Genomic DNA, 17,261 nt, shown 5'->3' on the forward strand with positions numbered 1-17,261 from the left:
CCTCTATTCACTGTTCAGGCACTGTGGAAGCAAGTTATGCGCCAGTGCCTGTCAGTCTGCGGGGACCAGGTCGCGCAGCACAAAGACCATGCCTGCACTTTCATACAGTTGCCGGGCGCGCAGGTTGCTCTCGCGCACTTTGAGGTCTACGTAGGGTTCGCCGCGCTGCTTGAACACCTGAAAGGTGTGCAGCAGCAACGCGCGACCCAGCCCCTGGCCTTGGGCGCAGGGGTGTATGGAGAGGTTCTTGATAAACGCGCTGGTCCAGCATTGAGCCACGCCGAGAATACCGTCACGGTGACTGGCCACCAGGCACAGCGTCGGGTCGAACTCGGCATCGGTGACGAACTGCTGCCGCCAGTGTTCCAGGCTGGCGACACGACCACCGCCTTGATCCTGGGTCATGCGCAACACCGCATGAATCGCCGGGGCCAGCTCGTCGCGGTAATGCTCCAGCCGGGTCTCCGCTGGCCACTGCGGCGCAGGCAGGCTGGCGGTAAGGTCGCGGCGCAGCAGTTGGAAGTATTCCGCCACCGGTTACAGGCCCTTTTGCGCCACAGCCTTGGCAGCGATAACCAGGCACTTGGTCAGCTCGGGCGACGAAAACTTGGTCAGCACCGCGTCGGCGCCGGCCAGGCGGGCTTTTTCGCTGTTCATCGCGCTGTCCAGGGAGGTGTGCAGCAACACGTACAACTCCTGGAAATCCGGGGTTTCGCGCAGGGTGCGGGTGAGGGCGTACCCGTCCATTTCGGACATTTCGATGTCCGACACCACCACGTTGATCTGCTCGACCGTGCCTTGCAGCTCCAGCAGTACATCGATGGCTTCCTTGGCGCTGCGTGCGGTATGGCACGTCAGGCCGAGGTTGCGCAGGGTGTGCACCGATTGCTGCAGGGCGACCTGGCTGTCGTCCACCACCAGAATCCGCGCGTTGCCGAGCACTTCGGCCTCTTCCATGGTCAAGTCGGTCGGCGCTACTTCAATCGGCGCCGGAGCGATGGCGTGGATGACCTTTTCGATATCCAACACCTGCACCAGCCCGCCTTCGACCTGGGTCACCCCAGTGATAAACGAGCGATTACCGCCGGAACCATAGGGCGGCGGGCGGATGTCGGTGGTCAGGCAGTGCACGATCTTGCTCACCGCCTGTACGTGCAGGCCCTGCTTGGAGCGGCTGACGTCGGTCACAATCAGGCAGCCGCCGTTCGGGTCTTGCAGGGGCATTTCGCCGAGGGCGCGGCTCAGGTCGATCACTGAGAGCGAGGCACCGCGCAGCGTGGCGATGCCTTTGACGTGGGGGTGTGACTCCGGCAGCTTGGTCAGCGGCGGGCACGGGATGATTTCACTGACTTTAAGCAGGTTAATGGCCATCAACTTGCCGCTGCGCAAGGTAAAGAGCAGAAGCGAGAGTGAATCTGCGCGGGCTTTGGTGGTGGACATAAAAACCTTCTGAGGATCAGGAATGACGATCTATAGAGGGTTATCGACTTGGGCGCGCCAGGCTTTAACCGGATTTATGGAATGCAGCTGGTTGAGATGAACAGGCGTGTGTGGGAACTGGCTCGCCTGCGATAGCGTCACCTCGGTATCACTGATACACCGAGGCGCCTGCATCGCGGGCAAGCCCGGCTCCCACATGGGGCCGCTCCTGCATTGGTCAGGTGTCAGCCCTTCCACACCTGCGGGTTCACCAGATCCTGCGGACGCTGGCCGAGCAGGGCGCTGCGCAGGTTGTCCAGGGCGCGGTTGGCCATGGCCTCACGGGTTTCATTCGTGGCCGAGCCGATGTGCGGCAGGGTCACGGCATTGCTCAGCTGGAACAGCGGCGATTCAGCCAGCGGCTCCTGTTCATACACATCCAGCCCGGCGCCACGGATTTTCTGGGTTTGCAGCGCTTCGATCAGCGCCGGCTCATCCACCACCGGGCCACGGGAAATATTGATCAGGATCGCGCTGGGCTTCATCAGCCCCAACTCGCGGGTGCTGATCAGGTGGCGGGTCTTTTCGCTTAACGGCACTACCAGGCAAACGAAGTCCGACTCGGCCAGCAACTGGTCCAGGCTGCGAAATTGCGCCCCCAGCTGCTGTTCCAGCTCGGTCTTGCGGCTGTTCCCGCTGTACAGAATCGGCATATTGAAACCCAGGCGTCCACGTCGGGCGACAGCCGCGCCGATATTGCCCATGCCGACGATACCGAGGGTCTTGCCATGCACGTCGCAGCCGAACAGCGGCGCGCCGACGCTGGCTTTCCACTGGCCGGCCTTGGTCCAGGCGTCCAGTTCGGCCACACGGCGCGCGCTGCTCATCAGCAAGGCGAAGGCCAGGTCGGCGGTGCTTTCGGTGAGTACGTCGGGGGTATTGGTGAGCATGATCCCGCGCTCGTTGAAGTACGGCACGTCGTAATTGTCGTAGCCCACCGAGACGCTGGAGACCACTTCCAGTTTGCTGGCGCCCTCAAGCTGCGCGCGCCCGAGTTTGCGGCCCACGCCGATCAAACCGTGGGCGTGGGGCAGGGCTTCATTGAATTGAGCATTGATGTCCCCGCGCTTGGGGTCGGGCGCGATCACCTCGAAGTCCTGTTGCAGGCGTTCGATCATGTGCGGGGTGACGCGGCTGAAGGCGAGGACAGTCTTTTTCATTGCAGGCGGGCTCATCGACTACGGAAGAATACCAAGCACGCTAACATTCCTGTCGACGATTGTCAGGACGACTCTTTAACAGTGGGAGCTGGCTTTACCCCACCACTCGGGGCCTCGCTTAGGCTTGAATCCGTGGTTAACGGGGCCTGTCAGATCAAAAGCAAGAGCACGGCGGCCTGGTAGCCGAACTGAGTGGTTGAAGCAAAAGCAGTGCAGAAGCACAGCGGCACACTCTCTGTCTGATGTATCGAGATCCAAATGTGGGAGCGGGCTTGCTCGCGAATGCGATGGGTCAGCCAGCTTATCTGTAACTGATACACCGCCTTCGCGAGCAAGCCCGCTCCCACAATTTGACCGAGTTCAACTGCCAGCACCGCTGTGCTCTGCTTTCTGTGGGAGCTGGCTTGTCGGACCGCTCCCACATTTGAGTTATATCGACGAGCAGAAATCAGTTCGCCAGGCGAGCGCCGCTGAGGCTGCCACTCAATTCATACGCCACCAACTCCGCCTGATGCGCCGCCAGAATCTCCGGCAACGAACCGCGCAGGTATTCCACCCAGGTCTTGATCTTCGCATCCAGGTACTGGCGTGACGGGTAGATGGCGTACAGGTTCAGCTCTTGCGAGCGATAGGTGGGCATCACGCGCACCAGTGTGCCGTTGCGCAGGCCTTCAATGGCCGCATACACCGGCAACAGGCCAACGCCCATGCCGCTGGTGATCGCGGTTTTCATCGCATCGGCCGAGTTGACCAGAAACGGCGAGGTGTTGATCGCCACGCTTTCCTGGCCTTCGGGGCCATTGAAGGTCCATTTATCCAGCTGGATAACCGGGCTTACCAGGCGCAGGCAGGCGTGGTTGAGCAAATCCTGCGGCCGTTGCGCGCAGCCTTTGGCCTTGACGTAGTCCGGCGAGGCGCACGCGATGCTGTAGGTGATGCCCAGGCGCTGGGACACGAAGCCCGAATCCGGCAGCTCGCTGGCCAGCACGATGGACACGTCGTAGCCCTCGTCGAGCAGGTCCGGCACGCGGTTGGCCAGGGTCAGGTCGAAGGTCACGTCGGGGTGGGTGCGGCGGTAGCGGGCAATTGCGTCAATCACGAAATGCTGGCCGATACCGGTCATGGTGTGCACTTTCAACTGCCCGGCAGGGCGCGCGTGGGCGTCGCTGGCTTCGGCCTCGGCCTCCTCGACATAGGCGAGGATCTGTTCGCAGCGCAGCAAGTAACGTTTACCGGCTTCGGTCAGTGCAATGCGACGGGTGGTGCGGTTGAGCAAGCGGGTTTGCAGATGGGCCTCAAGGTTGGAGACCGCGCGCGAGACGTTGGCGGTGGTGGTGTCCAGTTGCACGGCGGCGGCGGTGAAGCTGCCGGCTTCGGCCACGCAACTGAAAGCGCGCATGTTTTGCAAAGTGTCCATGGAGTGTTCTCAGGGGAGATAACAAATTGTGACAGAAAGTTACGCCGTCCAGTGATCCCTACCAACGGATTATCGCCTGAACGGTAACAAAGATTCACAGGAATGCCAGCTTATCGTCCTCCATCGCGCCCCCTAGAATTGCGCCACCTTCCCCGCAACACCACCTCAGGAATACGCTTGCCGTGCCGCGTCGCATCAACAGAGAGCTGAAGGCTCTCAGTGTCTGGGCCTTATCGTTAGCAATCAGCGGCTGCATCGGAACCGGAGGAATCGCCCCTCAAGGCCAGGCCCTCAACGCCAATAACCTGGTCACCGACGAAGCGATCCAGAGCGCCGCCCGAGACGCCCACTGGCCCACCACCCACTGGTGGCAAGCCTACGGCGATCCGCAATTGAACCGCTGGGTGGAACTTGCCACGCAAAACAGCCCGAGCATGGCCATGGCCGCCGCGCGGGTGCGTGAAGCGCGGGCCATGGCCGGGATTGCCGAGTCGGCCGAGTCGTTGCAGATCAACAGTGACACTACCCTCAAGCGCCACAATTGGCCGAAGGATCAGTTTTACGGTCCGGGCGAATTGAGCGGCGCCAACACCTGGGACAACAATTCGTCCCTGGGCCTGAGTTACGCCCTCGACCTGTGGGGCCGCGAAAGTAACAGCACCGAACGCGCCGTCGACCTGGCCCATATGAGCGCTGCCGAAGCGCGCCAGGCCCAGCTCGAATTGCAAAACAACGTGGTGCGCGCCTATATCCAGCTGTCGTTGCACTATGCCAACCGCGACATCGTTGCCGCCACGTTGGCCCAGCAACAGCAAATTCTCGACCTGGCCAACAAACGCCTGAATGCCGGGATCGGCACCCATTTTGATGTCAGCCAGGCTGAAACGCCGTTGCCGGAAACCCATCGCCAACTCGATGCCTTGGACGAAGAAATCGCCCTGAGCCATAACCAGCTGGCGGCGTTGGCGGGCAAAGGTCCGGGTGAAGGCGCGCAACTGCAACGGCCGAGCCTGGCCCTCGCCGCGCCGCTGAAATTGCCATCGAGCTTGCCGGCGCAATTGCTTGGTCAGCGCCCGGACGTGGTCGCCAGCCGTTGGCAAGTCGCCGCCCAGGCCCGAGGCATTGATGTGGCCCATGCCGGTTTCTACCCCAATGTCGACCTGGTCGGTAGCCTGGGTTTCGTCGCTACCGGCGGCACCATGCTGGGCTTTCTCAGCGGTCAGAAATTCAACTACAACGTCGGCCCGGCGATCACCTTGCCGATCTTCGACGGCGGCCGTTTGCGCGCGCAGTTGGGCGAGGCCAGCGCCGGTTATGACATCGCCGTGGCCAAGTACAACCAGACTCTGGTCAATGCGCTCAAGGGCATCAGCGACCAGTTGATCCGCCGCGAATCCATGGACAAGCAGTCGGCCTTTGCCGCGCAGTCGGTGGCCTCGGCACAGAAAACCTACGACATCGCGATGATCGCCTATCAGCGCGGCCTTACCGACTACCTCAATGTGCTGAACGCCCAGACCCTGCTGTTCCGCCAGCAACAGGTGGAGCAACAGGTGCAGGCCGCGCGCCTGAGTGCCCATGCCGAACTGGTGACCGCCCTGGGTGGCGGGCTCGGCGCCGGTAACGATATGCCACAAGATGCCAAGAGTCTCCCCGGCAAAACCCCGGCGGCGCTTGCCGTGTTTGATCACTGAGTAGGCGTTCATGACTTCCTTGCCTGCACCGCTGCGCTGGTTGCACTCCCTTGAGTGGCGCCGTGGCTTTTTCGACTGGGCACGCAGTGATGGCGTGACCTGGGTCTATATCTTCAAGGTGCTGATCGCTGCGTTCCTCACGCTGTGGTTGGCCATGCGCCTGGAGCTGCCGCAACCGCGTACCGCGATGATCACCGTGTTTATCGTGATGCAACCGCAGAGCGGCCAGGTGTTCGCCAAGAGCTTTTACCGCTTCCTCGGCACCCTGGCGGGTTCGGCGGTGATGGTCTTTTTGATTGCCTTGTTTGCGCAGAACACCGAATTGTTCCTCGGCGCATTGGCGATCTGGGTCGGCATTTGCACCGCTGGCGCAACGCGTAACCGCAACTTCCGCGCCTATGGTTTTGTGCTGGCTGGCTACACGGCGGCGATGGTGGGTTTGCCGGCCCTGGCGCACCCGGACGGCGCGTTCATGGCGGCGGTGTGGCGGGTGCTGGAAATTTCCCTGGGGATTCTCTGTTCCACGCTGGTCAGCGCCGCGATCCTGCCGCAGACCAGCAGCGCAGCCATGCGCAACGCCCTGTATCAGCGCTTTGGCGTGTTCGCGCTGTTCGTCACCGACGGCCTGCGTGGGCGCAGCCAGCGCGAAGGTTTTGAGGCCAGCAACGTGCGCTTTATCGCCGAAGCCGTGGGCCTGGAAGGCTTGCGCAGCGTCACCGTGTTTGAAGACCCGCATATGCGTCGGCGCAACGGTCGGCTCAGCCGCCTCAACAGCGAGTTCATGAGCATTACTACGCGTTTCAATGCGCTGCACCAGCTGTTGGAACGGCTGCGCACGGTTGAAGCCGATCATGTGGTCGCGGCGATCAAGCCCGGCCTGCAGGACCTTGCCGAAGTGCTCGACGGCTTCTCCGGCCGTGCCCTCACCAGCCCCGACGCCGCGCGCCTGGTCAACCAACTGAGCGCCTACAAGGACGGCCTGCCCGCCAAAGTGCGCAGCCTGCGTGCCACCTTCCAGGAAGGCAACCCGAGCGAAGCCGAGCAGCTGGATTTTCATACGGCCTACGAGCTGCTGTACCGCTTCGTCGACGACCTGCACAACTACGCGCAGACCCACGCCTCCCTGGCTGATCACAGCCATGCACGCGAGCAGTGGGATGAAACCTTTATCCCCAAAACCAACTGGCTGGCCTGCGCCGCTTCGGGGATTCGCGCGTCGTTCATCCTGATCGTGCTCGGCAGCTACTGGGTGGCCACCGCCTGGCCGAGTGGCGCGACCATGACCCTGATCGCCGCCGCCACCGTTGGCCTGTCCGCCGCCACACCCAACCCCAAACGCATGGCGTTCCAGATGGCCTGCGGCACCTTGATCGGCGCATTGGTGGGCTTCGTCGAAATGTTCTTCGTGTTCCCCTGGATCGACGGTTTCCCGCTGCTGTGCGTGATGCTTGCGCCGGTGATCATCTTCGGCGCCTTCCTCGCCTCACGGCCAAAATATGCGGGCGTCGGTGTGGGCCTGCTGATTTTCTTCAGCACCGGCTCGGTGCCGGACAACCTCACGGTCTACAACCCCTACACCTTTATCAACGACTACATCGCCATGGTCATCGGCATGCTGGTGTGCGCGGCGGCGGGGGCGATCATCCTGCCGCCCAACAGCCGTTGGCTGTGGCGCCGCCTCGAGCAGGACCTGCGTGAGCAAGTGGTGTATGCGATCAGTGGCAAGCTCAAGGGCCTGGCGTCGAGTTTCGAAAGCCGCACCCGCGACCTGCTGCACCAGGCTTACGGCCTCGCCGTCGGCCAGCCGCAAGTGCAGCGCGACCTGCTGCGCTGGATGTTCGTGGTGCTGGAAGTCGGCCACGCGATCATCGAACTGCGTAAGGAGCAGGCGATTTTGCCGGTGCACCCGGCCTATGCCGAATCCCAGCCATGGCGCCAGGCAATCCGCGTGATGGGCCGCTCGCTGGTGCGGCTGTTCCTGCAGCCCAGCGCGAGCAACCTGGAGCGCGGGCTAATTGCCGTCGACCATGCGATCAGCCGCGTGCAGGCCACCGACGAACCTTTCGCCCCGCACTTCGACACCTCGGCCCTGCGCCGGGTGAAAAGCTACCTGCACTTTATTCGCACCTCGTTGCTTGACCCGCAATCGCCGCTGGCTGCCCTCAAAGGATCTCCACATGCCGCGTGAAATAGCCTTTCACGGCCTCTACATGCCGACCATGACCCTGATGTTCTTGATCGCGGCCGCGCTTGCCTGGGCCCTGGATCGCTTCCTGGCCGGGTTCGACCTGTACCGTTTTTTCTGGCACCCGGCGTTGCTGCGCCTGAGCCTGTTCGTTTGCCTGTTCGGCGCGCTGGCGCTGACCGTCTACCGTTGAGAATGCCCCGATGAAAAAGTTTTTCAGCCTGCTTGCGACCTTGCTGGTACTGGCTTTGGCGATCTGGATTGGCCGCACATTGTGGGTGCACTACATGGAAACGCCGTGGACCCGCGATGGCCGCGTGCGCGCCGACATCATCAACGTCGCCGCCGACGTTACCGGGGAAGTGGTCGACGTGCCGGTGCGGGACAACCAGTTGGTGAAAAAGGGCGACCTGCTGATGCAGATCGACCCCGAGCACTACCGCATCGCGGTCAAGCAAGCCCAGTCCCTGGTAGCGTCCCGTAAAGCCACCTGGGAAATGCGCAAGGTCAACGCCCACCGCCGCGCCGACCTCGACGCGTTGGTGATCTCCAGGGAAAACCGCGACGACGCCAGCAACATTGCTGACTCCGCCCTGGCCGACTATCAACACGCGCTGGCGCAGCTGGAAGCCGCTGAACTTAACTTGAAGCGAACGCAAGTCGTGGCGGCGGTGGACGGCTACGTCACTAACCTCAACGTGCACCGTGGCGACTACGCGCGCATCGGTGAAGCGAAGATGGCTGTGGTCGATATGAACTCGTTCTGGGTGTATGGCTTCTTCGAAGAAACCAAGCTGCCCCACGTCAAAATCGGCGACAAGGCCGATATGCAACTGATGAGCGGCGAGACGCTAAAGGGCCATGTGGAAAGCATCTCGCGCGGTATCTACGACCGCGACAACCCCGAGAGCCGCGAGCTGGTGGCGGATGTGAACCCGACCTTCAACTGGGTGCGCCTGGCCCAGCGGGTGCCGGTGCGGATTCACATTGATGAAGTGCCGGACGGCGTGTTGCTGGCGGCGGGTATCACCTGCACCGTTATCGTTGACCCAGCACAACACTGAAAGGTGGCGCTGGCTTGTGTGGGAGCGGGCTTGCTCGCGAATGCGGTGTGTCAGTTAACGCAAGTATTGACTGATCCACCGCATTCGCGAGCAAGCCCGCTCCCACACTTGATCGTGTTAAGCCTTGATGAAGGTTTCATGCAGGTGGCGCCACAGCAGCGCGCCGCTGGCCTGCTTTTCGAACACCACGGTGGCGCGGCGATCGGTCTGGGTGCCGCTGTCGTCAACCTGATGTTCGCGATAGGTCACGATGGCACCGCGCGCATGCCGGTCAATCCCGACCATTTCACTCAAGGTGATTTTCAGCCCCGGGCGCATGCCGCCCAGGCGCGTGAACAAGGCATTCAATCCGGCTGCATTTACCCTCGCGCCGGTGGCGGGGGCAACCATGCTGAATTCAGGCGAGAAGCGCGCCAGCAAACTCTGCAACGTGCCTTCTGGCGCAACCCCGGCAAACCACTGTTCGATCTCGACGTGGGTCTGGGTCACTTCCTCAAAAAAATCGCGGTAATCAATCATGGCTGTGGCTCGCTGGCAGGGTGAAGCAGTGTGCGGACTCTGGACGCATCCAGGCGCAACACTGCCAAGAGGGGCAGCAGTGTCAGGGCTGCCGCTATCGTGAAGGTTATGGCGAAGGAATCCAAGGCCGACAACAACGCACTGAGTGCGGCGGCGCCGAGGCAGAAACTCACTTGCCGATTGATATTCCACAGGGCGCTGGCGTGGCCCATGTGTGTATCGGGAATGTCGAGAAACGCCAGCGTCTGCGCGGTGCTGCTGCACAGGCTGCCACCCAGGCCCATCAAGGCGTAGGCCGCAATAATCACGGCGGGCTCGGGTTTGGTCAGCAGGAGGATTCCGATGCATTGCAACACCATACCTGCCAGCAGCAACGGTTTCGGGCCGCAGCGGTTGAACAGCTTTTTGCTGAGGAAAATCGCCAGCGCCGAGGCCAGCGCCCACGGCAACATCAGTGCGCCGGTGTGTGTCGCGTCATAGCCCAGGCCGCGCAGGTAGAGGATGGCGATCAGGCTGGTGCCGATGAATACGCCGGGGATGAACAGATAGATCAGCATCGCCACCCGCAACAGCGGGCTGCGGATTTGTTTGAAAATGCTGCCCAGCTCCAGGCCCGGTCGAACGGTTGTCGGGCTATCAGGTTTTATCCACAGCAACGCCAGCAGCAGGGTCATCAGTGCCAGTGGCAGGTTGGCGTAAAAGATCCAGCGCCAGGCCATGGTGTCGACAATCAACCCACCCAACGCCGGTGACAGCGCCGGAACCAGCAGGGCGACCGACATCACGCGTGCCGTCAGTTGGCTGCGTTCTGCCGGTGGAAAGTGCCGATAAGCCATGGCCTGGCCCACGGGAATCAGCAAGCCGCCGCCCAGCCCTTGCAACGCACGCCAGCCAATCAGTGTTTCGATGGAGCCGGCCTGGCCGACCATTACCGACGCGCCGGCAAACACCAGCAGGCTCACGGCGATCAGTGTTCGCTCGCCCAGGATCGCCGCCAGCCAGACGCTCAAGGGAATAATCACGGTCAGCCCGAGCATGTACGCGTTGCTGATCCACGCCAATTGCGTGACCGAGGCGTGCAGTTCGCGGGCGATATCCGGGTAGGCGACTGTGGCGACAAACATGTTCACCAGGTCCAGTGCGAAGCCCAGTAAAAAGATCCAGGCGACTTTCGAGCGGTAGGTCATGAACGCGATCCTGCGAGTGAAGCGGGCAGGGTAGGCGCGATGCAGGGTTTGGGATACGCCGGTTTGCCTGTTAGTTTGTCAAAAATATTTTGACAAAGGAGGGCGTGGCCGATGGTCAGCCTGGACCGTTTCGACACCTTCAAGGCCGTGGTCGAGGCCGGCTCGCTGACCGCGGCGGCGGACCTGTTGGGCCAGACCCGTGCCGTGGTCAGCTTCAACCTCAAGCGCCTGGAAGCAGAATTGGGCGTCACCCTGCTGACCCGCAACACCCGGCAACTGGCGCTGACCGATGCCGGCGAACGCTTCTACCTGCGTTGCACACGCATGCTTGAAGAAGCGCGTCTGGCGGTGGAAGAGGCGCGCTCCGAACATGCCCAGCTCAAAGGCACGTTGCGCATCACCACCACCGTGGAATATGCGCTGGCGGTAGTCGCCCCGGCGGTGGAAGCCTTTCGCCGCGCGCACCCGGACCTGAACATTCACTTATCCACATCCTCCACCCATGCCGATTTGATCTCGGAACGCTTTGACGTGGCGATTCGGCTAGGCCGCCTGCTGGACTCCACCCACCGCGCGGTGCAGCTGTCGACGTTCGAGGTATTTGCGGTGGCCGCCCCCGAGTTTTCCGGCGTTCAGACGTTGGATGAGTTGGAACGCGTGCCTAGGTTGGGCCATGGCCGTTTGACGGAACTGAGCGTGACCGACCCGGCAGGTGCCGCGCATCAATACCGCGCCGGTCAAACGGCGCTGGTGGCCGACAGTGCTGCCGTCCTCCAGGCGTTCGCCGTGCGTGGACACGGCGTGGCAGTGCTGCCGCAATGGCTGGTGCAGGAGGATCTGGAGACGGGGCGGCTGGTGCGGTTATTGGCCGACCATCGCTTCGCCCCGCAAGGGGTTTATGCGATGTACCCGGATACTCGGCATTTACCGCTGAAGGTGCGGGCGTTTATTGATTTTATGAAAGGTTAGAGTGAACCCGTCAGGCCGAAGCGCTTTTTCAACACCGCCTCCAGCAACGCCTTGGGCAATAAGGCCGCCATCAACGGCAACGCCCGGCTGCCATTGCCCGCGCGCAACAACCGTGGCGGTTTTGACTGTTGCACCGCTTTCAGCACTTGAGCAGCAAAGTGCTCGGCTGAGGTCGGGTTGTCTTGCGAGGCCTGGGTGCGCGCACGAATACCGTCGCGCAACGGCCACCACGGCGACTTTTCGTTGATCAACAGTTCGGCCTGGGCGCCTGCATTTTTCGCAAAGCTCGTGTCGATAGCCCCCGGCTGTACTTCCATGACCCTTACACCAAACGGTGCCAGTTCCATGCGCAATGCATCGCTCAGGGCATGCACCGCGGCTTTCGACGCGCAGTAAGCCCCGGCAAACGGTGTAACCAGCACCCCGGAAACGCTGCCGATATTGACCACCAGGCCTTTACCGCGACGCAGCGCGGGGAACAGCGCCTGGGTCACGCCGACGATGGAAAACACGTTGGTCTCGAATTGACGCTGCATCGCTGCGGTGCCGCCGTCGAGCAGCGGGCCCATAGCGCCGTAGCCGGCGTTGTTAATCAACACATCCAGCTCGCCCCACTGTTCGGCGAGGTGCTGCAAGGCGGCGTTGTCGTTGACGTCCAGTTGCACCGTGTTGAAGCCAGCTGCAGCGAGGGCGGCGACGTCTGCCTCGCGGCGGGCACTGGCCCAGACCTCAAAGCCTGCAGATTTGAACGCGTCGGCCAGGGCGCGGCCGATGCCGCTGGAGCAACCGGTGATGAGTACGTTGGGCATGGATCAGTCCTTTGTCAGTCCGAGAAGCTGCCTTGCAGGTGCTCGGCGCGAAATTCCAGGGTTTGCGGGCGGTAGCCTGGGCGCAATGGAGGTGTGGGCAGGCAATCGTCCCAGGTAGCGCCAGCCTGCAGTTCGCCGGGGCCGCGATAACGTGGCGCCGCATAGACGTTGTCGGCCAGGTTGACGGTGTCGCCCGGTGCATAAGCGGCGAGCCGCCAGCGCAGCTCGGTGAGGGGCACGTCGTTGCCGTTGTTCAGCACCAGTTTCAAGGGGCGGTCGGCTGGGCATTCCTGTGGTGCATAGCTGATGCGCAATTCCAGGCGCGACAGTTGCGAGGCTTCGCGGTTGTCCAGCCACACCACCCAAATGGCCACAAAGCCCAGGCCGACGGCAGCGGCCAGCGACACCGGCAATGCCTTGGCCGGGTAGCGCAGGAGCAGGATCAGCCAGGTGATGATCAGTAGAACGCCGAAGAACATGATGATGACCTCGCGAAGGGATAGACCATCGTACCTGTGGCTGGGCTGGGTTGACTATCTGCGGGCACAGACAGGGTATGTGCGCTGCATTGAACACATGATCAAACAAGTTTTTTTAGCGGTTTTTGTACGAATCGACACTCAGGAAGTACCGAAGCCTGTCGGAACAGAGCGCTTCAACAGGTCCTATTTCCAGTCCTTTTATGTGAGAAAGAGTCGATGATTAACCTCCCCCTCAGTCCAGGCAATCTGCAACCGCTTTTGGCTATAACGCCACCCTCTTCATTGCCGGTTGAACCACCTGCGGCGGCGGTGGGCTATGAAACGTCACAAGCGCCTTCGGCTCCCCAAACGCCCACGTTGCCTCGGTTGCGCAGAGCCCCATTGGAAAACCCTCCGGCCCGCGACACCTCTAAGCCTTCGGCGCTGACGCTCAGTCAGCGCCAAGAATTGGCAGGGAACATTCATAACAATTATTGCCTGACGGTGGCGTTGGAAGAGATTCAGGCGGCCATCGCCGAGGATCCGAGTCTGGATGTTGCAGCGTTGCTCGAAGCGAAGACGTTTTCCGCTCATTACGTTTCAACCTTTGGGCGCGCCTATAAAATCGCGCCGGGCGAGGATGTGCCGCTGGCGTGGTTCCTGCGGGAAAATCAATTGCTGGTCCCCAAGGACCTCGGGCAACTGGCCAACCTCATCGCCGTGTGCAAGGAGCCGTTGCCTGAGCCGGTTGAGCACGGCAATTACTGGGGGCTGTTATCCCAGCCCGCCACATTGGACAGCGGCCAGCGCACCCGGTTAAGCGAAATGGCGGCCGCCGAAATGGCCAAGCTATCGCCTGGCAAAGGTATCTTCGCTGCTTTTTATGAGACGCATGGGGCTTCGCTTCAAGGCATGAGCGCCGCGCAGATGCTTGAAAGTATGCTGGGCAGTGCTCAGATCAGACACTTGGGCCAAGCGCTGGAAACGGCCTTCAACAGTGACGCGTCACTGACCAGCAGAGATGCAAATTGGGCGTTGGCGGCAATGGTGCTGGCGCTGGATCCACAGGCCGGCAGCAAGCGTGGCGTCGTGGCCGGGTATGACCTTTACCAGCCAGCCAATCGGGACGTCCATCCTTCGGTGGTGGTCTCGCGCCTGGAGAAACATCTGGTGGACCAGGGCAAGGTACCTGCCGAGCTGGCATCGGCCGCCGCGCGCTTGTTGCTTGCAGGCGCTGACCCTGCCTTCATTGCCGAAGATATGCCCAGCAACCTGGTGGTCAAGTCGGCGGCTTTTGCCAAGCTGTCGGCGGTTGTGCAGGCGCAAGAGTTTTGGGCGCCGGGCATCGCGACATACACCGATTTTCAAACGTTCATGGGGCTGGCCAACCACAGTCCAGTCTCGGAGGCCGAGGTGGTTGTCGAGGCCAAGGCTCAGTCCAATGCGTTGATTCAGTGGGGCGTTGCCCAGGACAAAATTGCAGGAAAGGACGATGAAGCCTATACGTCGGAAGACGTGGCCGGGTTACGCGACGCTTTCAATGAGGAGCTCTCCTCACTGAAAAAAGCCCAGGAGCAGATAAGCGCTGCCATGCCTGTCCGCAAGAACATCGCACTTGAAAACCTGAAGGCTGCCTACGGCGCCGATCACCCATTTGATGTGCGTAATATCAGCATTGCCAACATCGATGCCAGCGAAAGCCAGCACCACTCGTTACTGGATATCTACATGTCTGGAAAGATGGACCGTATCCCAAGAGGGGAGCGGTACGATTTTCAATTAGGTAACCGTTTCCCCCGGGTCAAGCCGCTTCCTGATGTTAACCAGACATTCGACAGCCAGTTCGATAGCTACTTCAACAACTTGAAGGAGGGTGTGACAACCACCTCCAGACACCAACTATTGCAGCTGTCTGCGCAAGACAAACACACCATTGCGTCGGGTAAGGTCGAGTTTTTTTCTCTACGCAAAGCCGGTGTTGCGCAGGCTGAGGGGGCGCAGACCCCGGAGCAGGCACAAGCGGCCAAGGCGCGTTACGGATTGTTGATGCGGGTGCTGACCAAAATCGACAAAAACGGCAGTGACCGGGACGATAAAAACCTGCGCCATGTGTACTACGAAGTGTTCCCCTTGCAAGGCGTCATCCGCCGTCGCGACGACCTGCCCCGGTATCTGCCTAACCCGCCTCCACGAGTGGCCAACGCTCAAACCTACGCCACGACTCAGGCTAAAGGGGTCAGTGTTCCGGTCGATTATGAGGCCTATGAAAACGGCACCCCGTCACAGGCCGGCAAGGTTTCGACGGGCCTGCTGACTCAGCAGCTCAACGCACCTTATTTGCCTGAGCCCAGGCAAGGGCAGGACGCCAGTTCCACGGTTTCCGTGAATGCTCGGTTCAACACGATCGCCAAGGTGATCGCCGACCACCTGTTACATGATCGCGATGCCATAAAGGCAGGCGCCAAAGACGTGACCGAGGTGGAAAAGGAAGAGGCCGGCATCCAGGCCGGGCATGATTTTGTGACCGGACTGATTCCGTTCAAAAATGCCATCGAAAACGCAGTCAAGGGCAATACCGGCGCGGCCATCAAGGACTTTGCGCTGGATATCTTTGGCTTCATCCTTCCATTCGGCAAAGGGCTGGGGCAGGCGAGCAAGGCGTTGGGCAAGTTGGGTGAAAAGCTCGGAACACGGGCGTTCAAGGTGTCCGATGGTGTTTTGCGCTCAGTTGCCAGTGGCCTGAACCCCACCGATGGTCTGGGAGACCTGGCAGTGGGACTGGCAAGGGGCGGGAAGACCGTGTTGAAAAGTAGTTACAGGGAGCTGAAGCAACTATTGCAGGAGCAGTCTGTCAGTGTTGGCGTCTCTGGGAAGGTATCGAACGCGGTATCCGACATCGCCGGCACCGGTCGCCAGCTGCCCGACTACAGTGCTCACTCACTGCCTGATAGCCTGCTTGAGGGCCGTAATATAAAAGGGGATGGCACTTACCAAGTCGGTGATCAGCACTATGTTCGTTTCACCGATGGCACGGCCACCAGCCGAGTATTTGAAATCAGCCGGAACTATAAAGTTGCGGGCGGCCAGGTTCGGGTTATTGATCCTGTCACCCAGAAAACGGTGATGTTCCTGCAGCCAACGGGCACCGGCGAATGGCGACTGAACAGCATGCTGGGAGGCGTCAAGCCCGAAACACTGCAACGCATGAGTGGGATCAGGCCTCAGCCGCAAAAACGTCCTGCCGGGCAAGGCAGCTCTGGTTCATCTGCAGGCGTGGGGGTATCCGGCAGTCAGCCGGCCTTTAAACGACCCAAGGTGCCTGAAGCTTTCCCTGGTGAAAAGGCGCTGATGGATCCGCCCGTCACAGGCGAGAACCGTTTCTACCATTACACCGGGGCAAAGTCTCATGCCGCAATCAACAGCGATTGGCATCTGCAGTCCTCGGTGCTTAACGTGGATGGCAAGCCGTTACCGGGTGGGCGAGCCAGGCATTACTTCACGGATCTGGCGCCTGATGATGCGGCAACCAAAGAGATCTCCACGACTATTTTTGGGCGCCGTCGACATGGCAACCAATTGGACAAGATGACGCATTACTACGAGGTCAATACCTCGGGGCTGACGGTCATGAAAACCGATAACCCGCATATTTTTTATGTGGAGACGAAATTTGCCCTGCCCTTGAAGTACAGAGTCGAGGGTGAGCAGGTGAGTCGAATCATTACCCACGGTCAAACGCCATTCACCGCGTAGCCTCTACGGCCCCTCCCGCATTTAACCGCGTACCGCCTTTGAGATACGGCCAACCGCGGGAGGGGGGCTTGCTCACGATGACTTGCTTACTGCGCAGAAGAATCCGCCTGCAAGCCTTCGATGGAAGCCTCAACCAAAGCCAAGCCGGTTTCGGCCAATTGCAGGCTGGCCCAATTCAGGTAGCTCTGGTGTTCTGTGCATAAGTCTTGAGCCGCCAGGGTGAGCACGCGCGCAGTGCCCAAAACATAACTGGCATGTTCCAGTGCATGTTCGATGGGAATGCCGGGTTGTACGCAAAACAACGGTTCTTCACTGCGCTCGCTAGGGCCGAACGGGGTGGGGCGGGTGGTTTGTTTGGACATGATGGATCTCCTGATGAAAACGGGATCCTATGAGTTTCCGAGGCCGTCAAACCTCATCACGAATGCGTCGTGACAGGCGCGAGGATAGGCAGGATGGGGGCAGGGGTCAATGATGGCGGTTGTGCTTTCGGGCGCCATCGCAGGCAAGCCAGCTCCCACAGTTGACCGGGTACATCCGTTGGAATGCATTCCCCTGTGGGAG

General features: G+C 61.0%; 16 protein-coding genes. 6 read left to right on the forward strand and 10 right to left on the reverse strand.

All coding sequences use genetic code 11. The annotated features are described in order from the left end of the window. Positions 1-51: 51 nt before the first annotated feature. The 5 genes from A7J50_RS04870 to A7J50_RS04890 all read right to left on the reverse strand — a co-directional run bounded on the left by A7J50_RS04870 (position 52) and on the right by A7J50_RS04890 (position 4,056). Positions 52-534, reverse strand: a complete 483-nt coding sequence (locus A7J50_RS04870) for a GNAT family N-acetyltransferase (RefSeq protein WP_064450776.1) — start codon at positions 532-534, stop codon at positions 52-54. A gap of 3 nt (positions 535-537) precedes the next feature. Beyond that, complete coding sequence (locus A7J50_RS04875; protein WP_064450777.1) at positions 538-1,440, reverse strand: chemotaxis protein CheV; 903 nt, start codon at positions 1,438-1,440, stop codon at positions 538-540. A gap of 224 nt (positions 1,441-1,664) precedes the next feature. Then, the gene (locus A7J50_RS04880; protein WP_064450778.1) at positions 1,665-2,639 is read right to left on the reverse strand and encodes a 2-hydroxyacid dehydrogenase; all 975 of its coding nucleotides are present in this window, start codon (positions 2,637-2,639) and stop codon (positions 1,665-1,667) included. A 149-nt stretch (positions 2,640-2,788) separates the two neighbouring features. Then, complete coding sequence (locus A7J50_RS04885; RefSeq protein ID WP_064450779.1) at positions 2,789-3,013, reverse strand: hypothetical protein; 225 nt, start codon at positions 3,011-3,013, stop codon at positions 2,789-2,791. Positions 3,014-3,087: 74 nt separating this feature from the next. Next, a complete protein-coding gene (locus A7J50_RS04890) occupies positions 3,088-4,056 on the reverse strand; it encodes a LysR family transcriptional regulator (RefSeq protein WP_053254489.1) in 969 nt (322 codons plus the stop codon). A 182-nt stretch (positions 4,057-4,238) separates the two neighbouring features. Between A7J50_RS04890 and A7J50_RS04895 the strand changes: the two genes are divergently transcribed. From A7J50_RS04895 to A7J50_RS04910, 4 genes are read left to right on the forward strand one after another with little or no spacing between them, the layout of a single operon-like run. Next, positions 4,239-5,750: an efflux transporter outer membrane subunit gene (locus A7J50_RS04895; protein ID WP_064450780.1), complete on the forward strand. Its 1,512-nt coding sequence runs from the start codon at positions 4,239-4,241 to the stop codon at positions 5,748-5,750. Positions 5,751-5,760: 10 nt separating this feature from the next. Continuing rightward, positions 5,761-7,938 carry an FUSC family protein gene (locus tag A7J50_RS04900; protein WP_064450781.1) on the forward strand — a complete coding sequence of 726 codons (2,178 nt, stop codon included), beginning with the start codon at positions 5,761-5,763 and terminating at the stop codon, positions 7,936-7,938. After that, positions 7,928-8,128: a DUF1656 domain-containing protein gene (locus A7J50_RS04905; RefSeq protein WP_053254492.1), complete on the forward strand. Its 201-nt coding sequence runs from the start codon at positions 7,928-7,930 to the stop codon at positions 8,126-8,128. Before A7J50_RS04900 ends, A7J50_RS04905 begins: the two co-directional genes overlap by 11 nt. Before the next feature lie 10 nt (positions 8,129-8,138). After that, positions 8,139-8,999, forward strand: coding sequence for an HlyD family secretion protein (locus A7J50_RS04910; RefSeq protein WP_064450782.1), 861 nt, complete (start codon positions 8,139-8,141; stop codon positions 8,997-8,999). A gap of 117 nt (positions 9,000-9,116) precedes the next feature. Here A7J50_RS04910 and A7J50_RS04915 read toward each other — a convergent pair whose 3' ends face one another. Then, positions 9,117-9,518: a hypothetical protein gene (locus tag A7J50_RS04915; RefSeq protein WP_064450783.1), complete on the reverse strand. Its 402-nt coding sequence runs from the start codon at positions 9,516-9,518 to the stop codon at positions 9,117-9,119. Beyond that, positions 9,515-10,705 carry an MFS transporter gene (locus A7J50_RS04920; protein ID WP_064450784.1) on the reverse strand — a complete coding sequence of 397 codons (1,191 nt, stop codon included), beginning with the start codon at positions 10,703-10,705 and terminating at the stop codon, positions 9,515-9,517. The genes A7J50_RS04915 and A7J50_RS04920 overlap by 4 nt, the downstream gene beginning before the upstream one ends. A 111-nt stretch (positions 10,706-10,816) precedes the next feature. On the opposite strand from A7J50_RS04920, the gene A7J50_RS04925 reads away from it, so the two are divergent. Continuing rightward, a complete protein-coding gene (locus tag A7J50_RS04925; RefSeq protein ID WP_064450785.1) occupies positions 10,817-11,674 on the forward strand; it encodes a LysR family transcriptional regulator in 858 nt (285 codons plus the stop codon). Here the strand turns inward: A7J50_RS04925 and A7J50_RS04930 are convergent. Further along, positions 11,671-12,483, reverse strand: a complete 813-nt coding sequence (locus A7J50_RS04930; RefSeq protein WP_064450786.1) for an SDR family oxidoreductase — start codon at positions 12,481-12,483, stop codon at positions 11,671-11,673. The two genes, A7J50_RS04925 and A7J50_RS04930, sit on opposite strands and share 4 nt — an antisense overlap. A 14-nt stretch (positions 12,484-12,497) precedes the next feature. After that, entirely contained in the window at positions 12,498-12,962 is a 465-nt protein-coding gene (locus A7J50_RS04935; RefSeq protein ID WP_064450787.1) for a hypothetical protein, read from the reverse strand. Positions 12,963-13,181: 219 nt separating this feature from the next. On the opposite strand from A7J50_RS04935, the gene A7J50_RS04940 reads away from it, so the two are divergent. After that, on the forward strand, positions 13,182-16,697 hold the full coding sequence (locus A7J50_RS04940; RefSeq protein ID WP_237140887.1) for a hypothetical protein: 3,516 nt from the start codon (positions 13,182-13,184) through the stop codon (positions 16,695-16,697). Between the two features lie 86 nt (positions 16,698-16,783). Here the strand turns inward: A7J50_RS04940 and A7J50_RS04945 are convergent, their stop codons facing one another. Then, a complete protein-coding gene (locus tag A7J50_RS04945) occupies positions 16,784-17,059 on the reverse strand; it encodes a DUF3077 domain-containing protein (RefSeq protein WP_064450788.1) in 276 nt (91 codons plus the stop codon). Positions 17,060-17,261: the final 202 nt, after the last annotated feature.

Origin of the sequence: Pseudomonas antarctica, assembly GCF_001647715.1 — a bacterium.
GTDB lineage: Bacteria > Pseudomonadota > Gammaproteobacteria > Pseudomonadales > Pseudomonadaceae > Aquipseudomonas > Aquipseudomonas antarctica_A.